Source organism: Pseudomonas sp. efr-133-TYG-103a (assembly GCF_030209235.1).
Classification (GTDB): domain Bacteria; phylum Pseudomonadota; class Gammaproteobacteria; order Pseudomonadales; family Pseudomonadaceae; genus Aquipseudomonas.
Window position 1 is genome coordinate 350,171 of the sequence record NZ_JARVSK010000011.1, and the last position, 13,218, is coordinate 363,388.

Here is a 13,218-nt window from a genome sequence, read left to right on the forward strand (position 1 = left end):
GTGCAATGAGCGCGCTCCCGCCCGGACCGCGCTTTTGCCCGCTGAACCGAAGCGTCGCCGCTTCGGTTTTTTTTGCGCCGGGTTTTGTGCGCGGCGGTGATCAAGGCCACTGATCAGCCTGTAACACGCTCGCCAATAAGGCCGCATCCGGCTTGTTCGAGGCGCACGGCGCGCATTAGATTAGTCAATGATCATCGCCTTCCAGAATAAACAGCAGGGATAAGCATGGCGCTAACTGACCAGTCCACTCAGGTTCGATCCGGCGAAGAGCTGGACGCCGCCCTGATCGACCCCTACCTCAAATCGCACATTCCCGGCCTGACGGGCAGCGCGCAGATCAGCCAGTTTCCCGGCGGCGCTTCCAACCTGACGTACCTGTTGAAATACCCGGAGCGGGAGTTCGTCCTGCGTCGCCCGCCGTTCGGCCACAAGGCCAGAAGCGCCCACGACATGGGCCGCGAATTCCGGATTCTCAACCAGCTGCGCGATGCCTTCCCTTACTGCCCCAAAGCCTATGTGCATTGCACCGACGACTCGGTGATCGGTGCCGAGTTCTATGTCATGGAGCGCGTCGAAGGCATCATCCTGCGCTCGGAGCTTCCTGGCGAACTCAACCTTGACGCCAACCAGACCGAAGCGCTGTGCAAAAGCTTCATCGACAAGCTGGTCGATCTGCATCAGGTCGATTACAACGCCTGCGGCCTGGGCGATCTCGGCAAGCCGCAGGGCTATGTCGAGCGGCAGATCCGTGGCTGGACCGAGCGTTATGACAAGGCGCGCACAGCGGATGCGCCGAGCTGGGAGAGGGTGGCCCGCTGGCTGGACGATAAAAAGCCCGCCGATCACCCCGTCTCAAGCCTGGTGCACAACGACTATCGCTTCGACAACGTCATCCTCGACCCCGGCAACCCGATGCAGATCATCGGCGTGCTGGACTGGGAGCTGACCACGCTGGGCGATCCGCTGATGGATCTGGGTAACAGCCTGGCGTACTGGATTCAGGCCGATGACCCGGCGCCCGTGCAACTGATGCGACGCCAGCCCAGTCACGCGCCGGGCATGTTGACCCGCGCCGGCTTCGTGGCCTATTACGCCGAGCGCTCGGGCATGCGCATCGACAATTTCGACTTTTACTACACCTACGGGCTGTTCCGTCTGGCCGGTATCGTCCAGCAGATCTACTACCGGTTTTTCCATGGCCAGACCCAGGACAAGCGGTTCGCTCAGTTCATCCACATGAACACGCTGCTGGAACGCATGGCGCTGCAAGTGATCGACCGTTCCAGCCTCTGATTCCGTTTGCGACACGATAAGGAAGACACCATGTCCAAGACTCAACTGTTCGACCTCGACGGCAAGATCGCTTTCGTCTCCGGCGCCAGCCGCGGAATCGGTGAAGCCATCGCCAGACTGCTCGCGCAGCAAGGCGCCCACGTCATCGTCTCCAGCCGCAAGATCGAAGGCTGCCAGCAGGTCGCCGACGCCATCATCGCCGACGGTGGCAAGGCGACGCCGATTGCCTGCCATATCGGCGAGATGGAGCAGATCACTGGGGTTTTCGCCCAGATCAAGGAACAGTTCGGACGCCTCGACATTCTGGTCAACAACGCTGCGACCAATCCGCAGTTCTGCAACGTGCTGGACACCGACCTGGGCGCCTTTCAGAAGACTGTCGACGTCAACATTCGCGGCTACTTCTTCATGTCGGTGGAAGCCGGCAAGCTGATGCGCGAGCACGGCGGCGGCAGCATCATCAATGTGGCGTCGATCAACGGCGTTTCCCCCGGCGTGTTTCAGGGCATCTATTCGGTCACCAAGGCCGCCGTGATCAACATGACCAAGGTGTTCGCCAAGGAATGCGCGTCATTCGGCATCCGCTGCAATGCCCTGCTGCCGGGCCTGACGGACACCAAGTTCGCCTCTGCGCTGGTCAGCAACGAGAAAATCCTCAACACCGCGCTGGCCCAGATTCCCCTCAAACGCGTCGCCGACCCGAGCGAGATGGCCGGCGCGGTGCTGTATCTGGCCAGCGATGCGTCGAGCTACACCACCGGCGTGGCACTGAACGTGGATGGCGGTTTCCTGTCCTGAACGCGATGCGACAGCGCTGACGGTTCGTCGTGGAAGTGAGCGCGCTTATTTCCACCGTTTTTCAAGCCTGCTCAATTGCAAGCCGCTCTTGCAGTGAGGTGAATCTGAGGCCTTTCTGATGGAATAAAGATTCCATTCATCGTCACGGGCGAATACATTTTCCGCACAACAACATGCCATCAAGGATCGCTGTTATGCGCGCATCATCGCTTCCGGATCTAGGGGTCGGCCTGATCGGCACCGGGTTCATGGGCCGTGCCCATGCACTGGCCTTTCACAATGCCCGCACCACCTTCGAGCTGCCCGTCAACCTCAGGCTCACCGCACTGGCCGATGCCGACGCCGCTCGCGCCGAACACTGTGCGCAGTCCTGGGGATTTGATCACAGCCATGCCGACTGGCAGCAACTGATCAGCGATCCGGGCGTGCAGTTGGTGGCAATCACCACGCCTAACCATTTGCACTTCCCCATGGCGATGGCCGCCCTTGAGGTAGGCAAAGCGGTGTATTGCGAAAAGCCTCTGGCCGTGAGCCTCGAGCAAGCCCGGCAGATGCACCGCGCGGCGCAATCGGCCGGGGTGGTGACCCGCGTCGGCTACAACTATCAGCACAATCCCATGATCGGTCTGGCCCGCCAAATGATCGAAGACGGCGAGCTGGGCCAGATCATCAGTTTTCAAGGCGAATTCAGCGAAGACTTCATGGGCGATCCCCAGGCGCCCTGGTCCTGGCGCTGCGAGCAGGCGCATGCGGGCGGCGCGCTGGCCGATCTGGGCAGCCACTTGCTGGCCATGGCGCGCTATCTGCTGGGTGACGTCGAAGCGGTATGCGCCGACTCGCAAACTGTCCACGGGCAGCGCCCCGCCACCCGGGGCAGCCAGGAACAGCGGCCGATCGCCATCGACGACCACACGTACGCGCTGCTGCGCTTTGCCAGCGGCGCGCGAGGCACCTTTGCCAGCAGCTGGCTCAAGCACGGTTACAAGAATCACCTGAGCTTTGAAATCAGTGGAACCCAGGGCACGCTGGCGTTCGATCAGGAGCGCCTGAACGAGCTGCGAATCTACCGTCCGGGCGCATCAGGGCGCGACGGTTTTCAGCGCATTCTCGCCGGCCCGACGCAGCCGGGCTACGCCGCATTCTGCCCGGCGCCGGGTCATCAGTTGGGCTACAACGAACTGAAAACGCTGGAGGTCCATGCTCTGATTCAGGCGCTGTGCGGGCAAGGCAACGAAGGGCCGGACTTTGCCGAAGCCCTCGAGATTGAAAGGCTGGCAACCGCCATCCGCGTCGCCGCCAGCGAGATGCGCTGGGTGACGGTGTCCGATATCTGAAACAACGGATGCGAGAGTGACTCAGTCTGAGGGTCGAGGCAGGTGCGTCGTATACGGCCTCTCGCGAACCCGTGGCCTTGCGCACGTAACGTGTTCGTCCTGAAACCGGGATTCGCTCTGCAATACGCGCCGGCTTACGGGTAGAATGCCGGGCTTCCGGGCAGCCATTCTGCCCGTCTGCCAAGTAAGCTCAGTCATGCCGTTCGAACTCACCGTAGACCTCACCACGCTGGTGGTGCTTGCCCTTGTCGCCTTCGTTGCCGGTTTCATCGATGCCATCGCTGGCGGTGGCGGGCTGTTGACCACGCCTGCCCTGCTCACCGCCGGCCTGCCGCCGCACCTGGTGCTGGGCACCAACAAACTCAGTTCGACCTTCGGTTCAGCCACCGCAGGTTTCACCTTCTACCGACGCAAGCTGTTCCATCCAGCACAGTGGAAGCGCGCCCTGCTCGGCACCGCCGTCGGCTCGCTGATCGGCGCCGTGGTCGCGCACTACCTGCCGGCCGAGCTGCTCAACCAGATGTTGCCGGTGATCGTGTTTGGCTGTGGCGTGTACCTGCTGTTTGGCGGAACACCCAAGGCGCCGCTGGACAGCGACGCGCCGATCAGCACCAAGTGGCAACTGCCGCAAGGGCTGGGCCTGGGGTTCTACGACGGCGTGGCAGGTCCCGGCACGGGCGCGTTCTGGACCGTCAGCACGCTGCTGATGTATCCGGTCGACCTGGTGAAAGCCAGCGGCGTCGCGCGCAGCATGAACTTCGTCAGCAATGCCGCAGCGCTGACGATCTTCGCGATCAACGGGTCCGTCGACTGGGCCATCGGCCTGGCAATGGGCTCGGCGCTGATGGTCGGGGCGTTTCTGGGCGCCAGGACGGCCATCCAGGGCGGCGCGAAATTCATCCGCCCTGTGTTCATCACCGTCGTGCTCGGCTTAACTGTCCGCCTGGCCTGGCAGCACTGGTTCGGGGGCGCCTGAGCGCTGCGCAAGATAGAGATCGATCAGGTAGCGCGCAATGGAACGACTGGCCGGTAACGGCGGCATGTCGTGGATGCTGAACCACTGCGCGTCTTCGATCTCGTCGGCCTGAGGGACGATCTCGCCACTGTCGTATTCGGCGTGAAAGCCCAGCATCATCGAGTGCGGAAACGGCCAGCACTGGCTGCCCTTGTACTGGATGTTGCGGACCTTGAGCTGCACCTCCTCCATGACCTCGCGACGCACGCAGTCCTCGGCCGACTCACCCGGCTCGGCGAACCCGGCCAGCGTGCTGTAAACCCCCGTCACGAAGCGCGGCGAGCGTGCCAGCAACACTTCATCGCCACGGGTGATCAGCACGATCATGCTCGGTGAAATCCGCGGATAGGCGCGCAGATCACAATGGCTGCAGTACATCGCCCGCTCACCCGGCACTTGCTGCATCGGCTGCCCGCAACTCCCGCAGAAACGATGTTCACGGGCCCAAGTGCTGATCTGCGCGGCATAACCGAGTGTCTGGAAGATATCGGCGTCGTCGGCCAGCATGAACTGACGCAGCGTCTGCCAGCGCATGCCTTCGAGTTCCACCGGATGCTTGAGCACCAGCACGTACACCGGTTCACCATCGAAGTGGCCAATGCCGTGCTCACTGATCAATGGCAGGTCCTGGCGCTTGAGCCATTCACGGGGGAACATCACCCCGTTATCGTCGAGCAGAAAACCCTGATCACTGTGGACCACGGCCCAACCGCCCGGCGCCTGGACATCAAGCACTGCGGTGGTCCAACGCCTGGGGCGCGTCATGAAGCAACTCCTCTTGTGAGCAGACCTGCGCCGCGCAAGGCTCAGGCCCCGCGCTCAGAGACGGCAGATCGCTGCGAATGCTAAATCATCGGTCAATTGTCGAAAACCGGCTTCTGCTTGCCCATGTGGGCGACCATTGCCAGCTTCAGGTCCGCCGATTGCAACATGGCAGCGTTCCAGGTGGCAACGTATTCCAGGCCATCATCGACACTGTGATCGCGCATGTAACCGATCATTCGCTTGCTGCCCCCGATGGCGATCGGCGATTTGGCAGCGATCTGCCGTGCGACCGCGAACACCCCTTCGAGCAACAGAGGCGTGTCGGCGAACGTGCGGTTGACCAGACCGATGCGCAGCGCTTCTGCCGCATCCACGTTACGACCGGTGTAGGCCATCTCGCGCATCATGCCGTCGCCGATCAGACGGGGCAGACGCTGCAAGGTGCCGACATCGGCGGCCATGCCCATGTCGATTTCACGAATCGAAAACAGCGCATCGTCGGCCGCATAGCGCATGTCGCAGGCGCTGATCAGATCGATGGCGCCGCCAATGCAATAGCCCTGAATGGCCGCCAGCACCGGCTTGCTGCAGCGGTCGACCGCATTGAATGACGCCTGCATTTGCAGGATCTTGCGGCGCAGCAGACGCGCATTGCGCCCGACATCGTTGCCCAGTTCGTTGGCCACCGAGGCCAGCAACATCAGGTCGATGCCCGATGAAAAATGCTTGCCCGCGCCACTGAGCACGACCACCCGAATCTCGTCAGTGTCTTCAACCCACTGGAAAACGTCGATAATCTCGCTCCAGAATGCCGCGTTCATGGCGTTGATCTTTTCTGGACGATTGATTTGCACATGAGCGATGTGGTCGTTGAGTTCGACCTTGAAAGCGCTGTAGTCGGACACGATGATGATCCTTGATCGGGCAGTGACGGGGCTGAATTCCATGACGCCCGACTATAGCAAGCCGACAAGGCCGCTAGCAGGCAACGGTTGCGCCATTTGCCGGACAACGAAGCAGCACGACTGCCTCGATTTGCCAGCATTCGGCCATTTAAAAACTGAACGGTCGGCCATGCCGGCGGTCCAGAGTGTTGGCGGTAAAGAACCGGAATATCCCGGTATCAACGCTGCCTGGGCGAGCGATGATGAATCGGCGCTCGACCCTTTCTCAGGTCGCAAGAGGGCGATACTTGACTACATCAAAAGCGGCAACCGGCATCGTGGGCCTGGACGACATCCTTGCGGGTGGTCTTTCGCGCAGTCATGTATTTCTTCTCGAAGGAGAACCCGGAACCGGCAAAACCACCGTTGCGCTGCAGTTTCTGCTGGCAGGCGCGGCGGCGGGCGAACGCTGTCTGTACATCACACTTTCTGAAACCGAACGCGAGCTGCGCGAAGGTGCCCTGTCCCATGGCTGGGAGCTGAACGAACAGATCTTCGTGTTCGAGCTGACGCCGCCTGAAGACCTGCTCAATGCCGAGCATCAGCAAAGCCTGCTGTACTCCTCGGACCTTGAACTGGGTGAGGCCACCAAGCAGATTTTCGAAATCGTCGAGCAGGTCCGTCCTTCTCGCGTGATCATCGACAGCCTCTCGGAAATCCGCCTGCTGGCGCAGAGCTCCTTGCGCTATCGCCGGCAGATTCTGGCAATCAAGCACTATTTTGCGCGCTATGACGCGACCGTGGTCCTGCTCGACGATCTGACCACCGAGTCGCTGGACAAGACCGTCCACAGTGTTGCCCACGGCGTCATTCGCCTGGAAGAACTTACGCCATCGTACGGCGCCGAACGTCGTCGTCTGCGCGTGGTGAAGTACCGCGGGCAGAAATACCGCGGCGGCTACCACGACTTCACCATCCTCGCTGACGGCGTCCATGTGTTCCCCCGCCTGATCGCGGCCGAGCACCGCAAGACCCGTGGCAGCCAGCCGATCAGCAGTGGCATCCAGGAGCTGGACGACCTGCTGGGCGGGGGCATCGACAGCGGCTCGAGCACGCTGATCCTGGGCCCGGCCGGTACCGGCAAATCCTTGATATCGCTGGTCTTCGCAGCCTCTGCCGTGCTGCGCGGCGAACGTGTCGGCCTGTTCATTTTCGACGAAGAAATGGGCCTGCTGTTCGAGCGCATGAAAAAGGTCGGCATCGACCTGCATGCCTTGCAAGAGACCGGCAACCTGCTGATCGAACAGGTCGACGCCGCTGAACTGTCGCCGGGTGAGTTCTCTCACCGGGTACGCCGCAGCGTCGATGAAAAACAGATCCGCACCGTGGTCATCGACAGCCTCAACGGCTATCAGGCGGCGATGCCGGAAGAAAATGCGCTGGTGCTGCACATGCACGAGTTGCTGCTCTACCTGAACCGTCAGGGCGCTTCCACGTTCATGACCGTGGCCCAGCACGGCCTGGTGGGTGACATGCGCGCCCCGGTGGACATCACCTACCTGGCGGACACTGTGATTCTGTTGCGTTACTTCGAAGCATTGGGCAAGGTGCGCCGAGCCATTTCCATCATCAAGAAACGCACGGGGACCCATGAATCGACCATTCGCGAATACCGCATCAGCGGCTCCGGTATGAAGATCGGTGCACCGCTGGAAGCGTTCCAGGGCGTACTGCGCGGCGTGCCTCATTATTTCGGCGAGAGCAATCCGCTGCTGCGGGACGAGGACGCGTGAGTACACCTGGACAACTCTCGGAGCGGGCAATCATCCTTGCCCCCCACGGCAGGGACAGCCAGATCGCCCTGATGATCCTGCAGGAAGCGGGATTCCCGGCCATCATCACTCACGACCTGGGCGGCATGTGCCGCGAACTCATCTCCGGCGCGGGGCTGGCGATCATCGCCGACGAAGCCCTGCGCGGGGTCGACATCAACCCGCTGCTCAGCCTGCTGGCCAATCAGCCGGCCTGGTCGGATCAGCCGATCGTGCTGCTCACGCACCATGGCGGCCCGGACCAGAATCCTTCGGCGCGCCTGGGCAAACTGCTGGGCAACGTGACGTTTCTCGAGCGCCCGTTTCACCCGGCCACGCTGGTGAGTCTGGTGACCACCGCCGTGCGCGGCCGGCGTCGGCAGTACGAGGCACGCAGCCGCATGGAAGACCTGCGCGAAAGCGAACAGCGTCTGCAGCATGCGCTCAAGGCCGGGCGGCTGGGTTCGTGGCAACTGGAAGCGGAATTCTTCGAGCTCGATTGCTCGGCGATCAGCAAGACCCACTTCGGCCGTGACGAACACGCGCCATTCACTTATCACGACTGGCTGGGTTCGGTGTACCCCGAAGACCAGCCGCGTATGCAGTCGGCGCTGCAGCGCAGCCTGGACAGCGGCGACGACTTCATCATCGAGTTTCGAAACCTGTGGCCCGATGGGTCGCTGCACTGGGTCGACGTGCGCGCCCGGGCCATTCGCGCACGCAACGGTCGGGTCAGCCTGCTGGCGGGCGTGACCTCGGACATCACCGAGCGAAAGCTGGCCGAGCAGCAGTTGCGCCGCCTCAATGAAACCCTCGAACAACAGGTCGAGGAGCGCACCTCGCAGCTGCGCCATAACGAGGAAGTGCTGCGTCAGTCGCAGAAAATGGAAGCCGTGGGCCAGCTCACCGGCGGCATCGCTCACGACTTCAACAACATGCTCACCGGCATCATCGGCAGCCTGGAATTGCTCAGGCGGAGGTTGGCGCGGGGCCGTACGGAGGACCTGGACGGCCTGATCGATCTCGGCGTGACGTCCGCCAACCGCGCTGCCGCGCTGACCCACCGACTGCTGGCGTTCTCGCGTCGACAATCGCTGGACTCCAAGCCCGTGGAGATGAACGAGCTGGTCAACTCCATGGGTGAATTGCTGCACCGCAGCGTCAACGAAAGCATCCGCCTGGACATGTGCCTGGATCCGCAATTGTGGACAGCCGAGGCCGACCCCAACCAGCTCGAGAGCGCCCTGCTCAACCTGGTGCTCAACGCGCGGGACGCGATGCCCGACGGCGGCATGCTGATGATCGAGACGTTCAACCGCAAACTCGACCGCACCTTCACCAACGCCTACGAAAACCTGCTGCCGGGCGACTATGTGGTGCTCAGCGTGACCGATACCGGATGCGGCATGCCGGAAAACGTCATCAGCCGGGCATTCGATCCGTTTTTCACGACCAAGCCGATTGGCCAGGGCACCGGCCTGGGCCTGTCGATGATCTATGGGTTCACCAAACAGTCACACGGGCACGTGTCGATTGAAAGCCAGGTCGGCAACGGCACCACGGTGCAGTTGTTCCTGCCACGCTTTCGCGGCGAGACCCAGGCTGAAGAAACCACCGAGCACGCCACTGCGACCGAAGCGCGCGAAGGTGAAACGATCCTCATCGTCGAAGACGACCCGGCCGTGCGCGCGTTGGTGAGTCAAGTGCTCAGCGAGTTGGGTTATGCGTATCTGGAGGCGGGTGACGCCGTGGGCGCGATTCCGATTCTCGAATCGTCCCAACGCATCGACCTGATGATCAGCGACGTCGGCCTGCCCGGCATGAACGGGCGCCAGCTGGCCGACATCGGCCGGCAGATGCGCGCGGACCTGAAGGTGCTGTTCATCACCGGTTACGCCGAAAATGCCGGCGCCAGAGCCGGTTTCCTCGACACCGGCATGCAGATGATCACCAAACCGTTCGCGTTCGATCAGCTGACGGCCAAGGTGCGGGAGATGATTGAGGGATGAGCCACGGGCGGCAGCCGTTTGGCCCTTTCCAGGAATAAGCGTGCTCGCGGTTACGGCGGGTCGGTCATCGCATTCAATGCCCAACCGTCGCAATCGCGAGCAGGCTCATAGCTGAAGATGCATGGCGCGCCTCAGTTCAACAGGCTCTGAATCTGCGAATGCAGCGTGTCCATGGTGAACGGCTTGGCCAGGATCGGCGCCTTGCGCGCGATAGGGCTGCCCGATTCGACGATTTCCGCCGGGTAACCGCTGATGAAAATCACCTTCAGCTCGGGCCGCAACTTGACCGCCGGTTCGGCAATCATCACGCCCGACACGCCGCCCGGCAGACGATAATCGGTGATCATCAAATCCAGATGGGGTTTGGTCGCGAGGATTTCGAATGCCTGTTCACCGTTTTCCGCCTGCAAGACCCGATAGCCCTCTCCCGACAGGTAGTCGGAGAGCAGCATGAGGATCAGCGGCTCGTCTTCGACGATGAGTACGACATTTTCTGCATCAGAGCTCATTGGAACGCCTTCGATCTTGTAAATAGCTGCCATTACGACCATGGCCCGCGCAGGAGGTTGCGCAGATAAATCAGTTATTTAGCCGGACGGTCGTACGCGTGTGGTTGGACGTGGGGGATTAACCGACGGCAAGGCTCTGGCCCGAGCCTGCCGTCGCCCGACAGGGCTTAAAGTGGCAGGCTGACGCGGAAAACCGAGCCTGCACCCTCCTCGCTTTCGACGCTAATCCGACCGCCGTGCGCGACGACGATCTGATCGGAAATGAACAGCCCCAGCCCAAGCCCCGAGATGGCATGACTGGCCGACACCCGCTCGAACTGCTGAAAGATACGCTTCTGGTTCTCGGCACTGATGCCGATGCCCTGATCGCGCACTTCCACATACGCTTCGTTGCCCTCGCTGTACACGCGGACCTCGATAGGCTTATGCGCGCCATAGCGCAGTGCGTTGGTCAGCAGGTTTGCCACCACCTGTTCGATGCGGAATTCATCCCACACGCCGATGACCGGCTCGCTGGCATGCAACGTAACGACGCTTTCGGCCGCGGCGATCTGCGCGGCGTAACTCTCCACCAGATTGACCACCAGCTCGGACAGGTCGAACGGACTGGTGCGGATCGACAGCTTGCCGGTGCGGATGCGCGACACGTCGAGCATGTCCTCGATGAGCCGGATCAGGCTCTGAATCTGGCGCTCGTCGCGGTCGACCATGGCCTTGAGCTTGTCCATGGTGAACGCCGAGGCGTTGTCCTTGGCCAGGTGCAGCTTGCGCAACTGGGTTTCGAGGATCAGGCCATTGAGGGGCGTGCGCACCTCATGGGAGACGATGGACATGAAATCGTCACGCATGCGAATCGCATGTTCGAGCTCGTTCTGCGTGGACTTCAACTCGCGCAACAGCGCCTCTTGTTCCTGACGGCTGCGCTCGAGTTCCTCCAGCTGTTGTTTAAGGGCCTTGCGCTGTCGATAAAGGTCGACGAAGACGTTGACCTTGCTCTTGACCGCGTGGATATCCAGCGGCTTGTGCAGGAAGTCCACTGCGCCGCTTTCGTAGCCCTTGAAGGCGTAGTTCAACTCGCGCCCCGCGGCACTGACGAACACGATCGGGATGTTCTTGGTCTTTTCGGTGCCACGCATCATTTCGGCGAGCTCGAAGCCGTTCATGCCAGGCATCTGTACGTCGAGAATCGCCATGGCGAACTCGTGCTCCAGCAACAGCGACAATGCTTCGTCGGCAGACAGTGCCTTGAACACTTGACGGTCTTCGCGTTTGATCAACGCTTCGAGCGCGAGCAGGTTCTCGGGCAGATCGTCGACGATCAGCAGTTTGGCTTTGATTTCACTCAGCATGCAATTCGTTCCAGCTCGACAAGCAACAGGCCGATGTCGGGCAAAGGCAAGAGAAAGTCCGGTGTGTGCAGGGCCAGCGCAGCCTCGGGCATGGTGCGCGCCAGCGACTGCGCCGGATCCTGGACCACGGTCAGACCACCGAACTCCTTGATTCGTGCCATACCCCGGGCACCATCATTGTTGGCACCGGTGAGCAGCACGCCGGCAAGCCTTGCATCGTAAGCGTCAGCGGCCGATTCGAAGAGAATATCGACGCTGGGCCGGGAGTGAAAAACCCGCTCTTCCTGGCTCAGGGACAGGCTGAAATCGGACTCCACGGAAAGGTGATAGCCCGGCGCTGCGAAGTACAGCGTGCCAGGCGCAATGGTTTCCTTGTCATCGGCTTCCTTGACCGGTATCGCCAGGTGCGAACGGAACACCTCGGCCAGATGGCTGCGTCGCTCATCGGGCAGGTGCAGCACGGTCAGGATCGGCAACCCGAAGCCTCGGGGCAGCCGCCGGAAAATCGTCAGCAAGGCTTCGACGCCACCCGCCGATGCGCCCACGACAATGGCGTCGACCACCGGCAAGGCGGGTTGATCGGGGTCGATACCGGTAAAGGACGTTCTCATGATTTGCGGTAGATCCGCTCTTGTTTGACCAAGGGTTCGAATTGATCTTTATAACCGGAGAAATCCAGGGTTTCCTTGCTGCCCAGCACCAGAAACCCACGATGACACAGTGAATCGTGAAACAAGCCGAACGCGCGATCCTGCAGCTTCTTGTTGAAGTAGATCAGCACGTTGCGGCACGAGATCAACTGCGTCTCGGAAAACACGCTGTCGGTGGCCAGACTATGGTCCGCGAAGGTGACATTCTCACGCAGGGTCTTGTCGAAAATCGCGTAATCGTAGGCGGCGGTGTAGTAATCGGAAAACTGGCGCTTGCCGCCGGCTTTCAGGTAATTGGTGTTGTAGCCGGGAATGCTGTCCATCGAGAAAATGCCTTGCTTGGCTTTTTCCAGAGAGCTGGGATTGATGTCGGTGGCGTAGATGATCGCGCGCTCGAGCAGCCCTTCTTCGCGCAACAGAATCGCCATGGAATAGACCTCTTCCCCCGTGCTGCAGCCGGCGATCCAGATTTTCAACGACGGGTAGGTCTTGAGCAGTGGCACCACTTCCTGACGAATCGCGAGGAAATGCGAAGGGTCGCGAAACATCTCACTGACCGGAATCGTCAGGAATTGCAGCAACTGCATGAACGCCGACGGATCATGCAGCACGCGCTCCTGCAAGGCTGAGATCGTCTTGAGTTCGAACTGGCGCAACGCGTGAGCAACGCGGCGCTTGACCGACGCGCCCGAATAATCGCGGAAATCGTAGCTGTACTTCAGATAGATCGCCTCAATCAGCAAGCGCAGTTCGATATCGGCGTTTCTCTCATGAGACATCAGCAAAATCCGGGCTTTCTAC

12 protein-coding genes are annotated in these 13,218 nt (G+C 61.2%); 6 read left to right on the top strand and 6 right to left on the bottom strand.

What is annotated here, in order from left to right; genetic code table 11:
- The first annotated feature begins 225 nt into the window (after window positions 1-225).
- From QRN36_RS10120 to QRN36_RS10135, 4 genes are all read left to right on the top strand, one after another.
- Complete coding sequence (locus tag QRN36_RS10120; RefSeq protein WP_285423956.1) at window positions 226-1,293, top strand: phosphotransferase family protein; 1,068 nt, start codon at window positions 226-228, stop codon at window positions 1,291-1,293.
- A gap of 30 nt (window positions 1,294-1,323) precedes the next feature.
- A complete protein-coding gene (locus QRN36_RS10125) occupies window positions 1,324-2,091 on the top strand; it encodes an SDR family oxidoreductase (protein ID WP_285423957.1) in 768 nt (255 codons plus the stop codon).
- A gap of 194 nt (window positions 2,092-2,285) precedes the next feature.
- A complete protein-coding gene (locus QRN36_RS10130) occupies window positions 2,286-3,425 on the top strand; it encodes a Gfo/Idh/MocA family protein (RefSeq protein ID WP_285423958.1) in 1,140 nt (379 codons plus the stop codon).
- 196 nt (window positions 3,426-3,621) lie between these two features.
- On the top strand, window positions 3,622-4,401 hold the full coding sequence (locus tag QRN36_RS10135) for a TSUP family transporter (protein WP_093458420.1): 780 nt from the start codon (window positions 3,622-3,624) through the stop codon (window positions 4,399-4,401).
- Here the strand turns inward: QRN36_RS10135 and nudC are convergent.
- Window positions 4,357-5,205: an NAD(+) diphosphatase gene (gene nudC, locus QRN36_RS10140; RefSeq protein ID WP_285423959.1), complete on the bottom strand. Its 849-nt coding sequence runs from the start codon at window positions 5,203-5,205 to the stop codon at window positions 4,357-4,359. The two genes, QRN36_RS10135 and nudC, sit on opposite strands and share 45 nt — an antisense overlap.
- A 92-nt stretch (window positions 5,206-5,297) precedes the next feature.
- On the bottom strand, window positions 5,298-6,110 hold the full coding sequence (locus QRN36_RS10145) for a crotonase/enoyl-CoA hydratase family protein (protein ID WP_285423960.1): 813 nt from the start codon (window positions 6,108-6,110) through the stop codon (window positions 5,298-5,300).
- Window positions 6,111-6,352: 242 nt separating this feature from the next.
- Between QRN36_RS10145 and QRN36_RS10150 the strand changes: the two genes are divergently transcribed.
- Together QRN36_RS10150 and QRN36_RS10155 are read left to right on the top strand one after the other, a co-directional pair.
- A complete protein-coding gene (locus QRN36_RS10150) occupies window positions 6,353-7,882 on the top strand; it encodes an ATPase domain-containing protein (protein ID WP_285423961.1) in 1,530 nt (509 codons plus the stop codon).
- Window positions 7,879-9,909 (top strand): response regulator, encoded by a 2,031-nt coding sequence (locus QRN36_RS10155; protein ID WP_285423962.1) that lies wholly within the window; start codon window positions 7,879-7,881, stop codon window positions 9,907-9,909. The genes QRN36_RS10150 and QRN36_RS10155 overlap by 4 nt, the downstream gene beginning before the upstream one ends.
- 131 nt (window positions 9,910-10,040) lie before the next feature.
- On the opposite strand, the gene QRN36_RS10160 is transcribed toward QRN36_RS10155, so the two are convergent.
- From QRN36_RS10160 to QRN36_RS10175, 4 genes are all read right to left on the bottom strand, one after another.
- Window positions 10,041-10,418, bottom strand: coding sequence for a response regulator (locus tag QRN36_RS10160; RefSeq protein ID WP_093458416.1), 378 nt, complete (start codon window positions 10,416-10,418; stop codon window positions 10,041-10,043).
- 167 nt (window positions 10,419-10,585) lie between these two features.
- Window positions 10,586-11,767 carry a hybrid sensor histidine kinase/response regulator gene (locus QRN36_RS10165; RefSeq protein ID WP_093458415.1) on the bottom strand — a complete coding sequence of 394 codons (1,182 nt, stop codon included), beginning with the start codon at window positions 11,765-11,767 and terminating at the stop codon, window positions 10,586-10,588.
- Entirely contained in the window at window positions 11,761-12,378 is a 618-nt protein-coding gene (locus tag QRN36_RS10170) for a chemotaxis protein CheB (RefSeq protein ID WP_285423963.1), read from the bottom strand. The genes QRN36_RS10165 and QRN36_RS10170 overlap by 7 nt, the downstream gene beginning before the upstream one ends.
- Window positions 12,375-13,196 carry a protein-glutamate O-methyltransferase CheR gene (locus QRN36_RS10175; RefSeq protein WP_285423964.1) on the bottom strand — a complete coding sequence of 274 codons (822 nt, stop codon included), beginning with the start codon at window positions 13,194-13,196 and terminating at the stop codon, window positions 12,375-12,377. Before QRN36_RS10175 ends, QRN36_RS10170 begins: the two co-directional genes overlap by 4 nt.
- Window positions 13,197-13,218: the final 22 nt, after the last annotated feature.

What these genes read in the sequence shown, in the direction of transcription:
- QRN36_RS10120 (WP_285423956.1), top strand. Translation starts at nt 226, where the DNA reads ATGGCGCTAACTGACCAGTCCACTCAGGTTCGATCCGGCGAAGAGCTG.
- QRN36_RS10125 (WP_285423957.1), top strand. Translation starts at nt 1,324, where the DNA reads ATGTCCAAGACTCAACTGTTCGACCTCGACGGCAAGATCGCTTTCGTC.
- QRN36_RS10160 (WP_093458416.1), bottom strand. Translation starts at nt 10,418, where the DNA reads ATGAGCTCTGATGCAGAAAATGTCGTACTCATCGTCGAAGACGAGCCG.
- QRN36_RS10135 (WP_093458420.1), top strand. Translation starts at nt 3,622, where the DNA reads ATGCCGTTCGAACTCACCGTAGACCTCACCACGCTGGTGGTGCTTGCC.
- QRN36_RS10175 (WP_285423964.1), bottom strand. Translation starts at nt 13,196, where the DNA reads ATGTCTCATGAGAGAAACGCCGATATCGAACTGCGCTTGCTGATTGAG.
- QRN36_RS10150 (WP_285423961.1), top strand. Translation starts at nt 6,353, where the DNA reads ATGAATCGGCGCTCGACCCTTTCTCAGGTCGCAAGAGGGCGATACTTG.
- nudC (WP_285423959.1), bottom strand. Translation starts at nt 5,205, where the DNA reads ATGACGCGCCCCAGGCGTTGGACCACCGCAGTGCTTGATGTCCAGGCG.
- QRN36_RS10165 (WP_093458415.1), bottom strand. Translation starts at nt 11,767, where the DNA reads ATGCTGAGTGAAATCAAAGCCAAACTGCTGATCGTCGACGATCTGCCC.
- QRN36_RS10170 (WP_285423963.1), bottom strand. Translation starts at nt 12,378, where the DNA reads ATGAGAACGTCCTTTACCGGTATCGACCCCGATCAACCCGCCTTGCCG.
- QRN36_RS10130 (WP_285423958.1), top strand. Translation starts at nt 2,286, where the DNA reads ATGCGCGCATCATCGCTTCCGGATCTAGGGGTCGGCCTGATCGGCACC.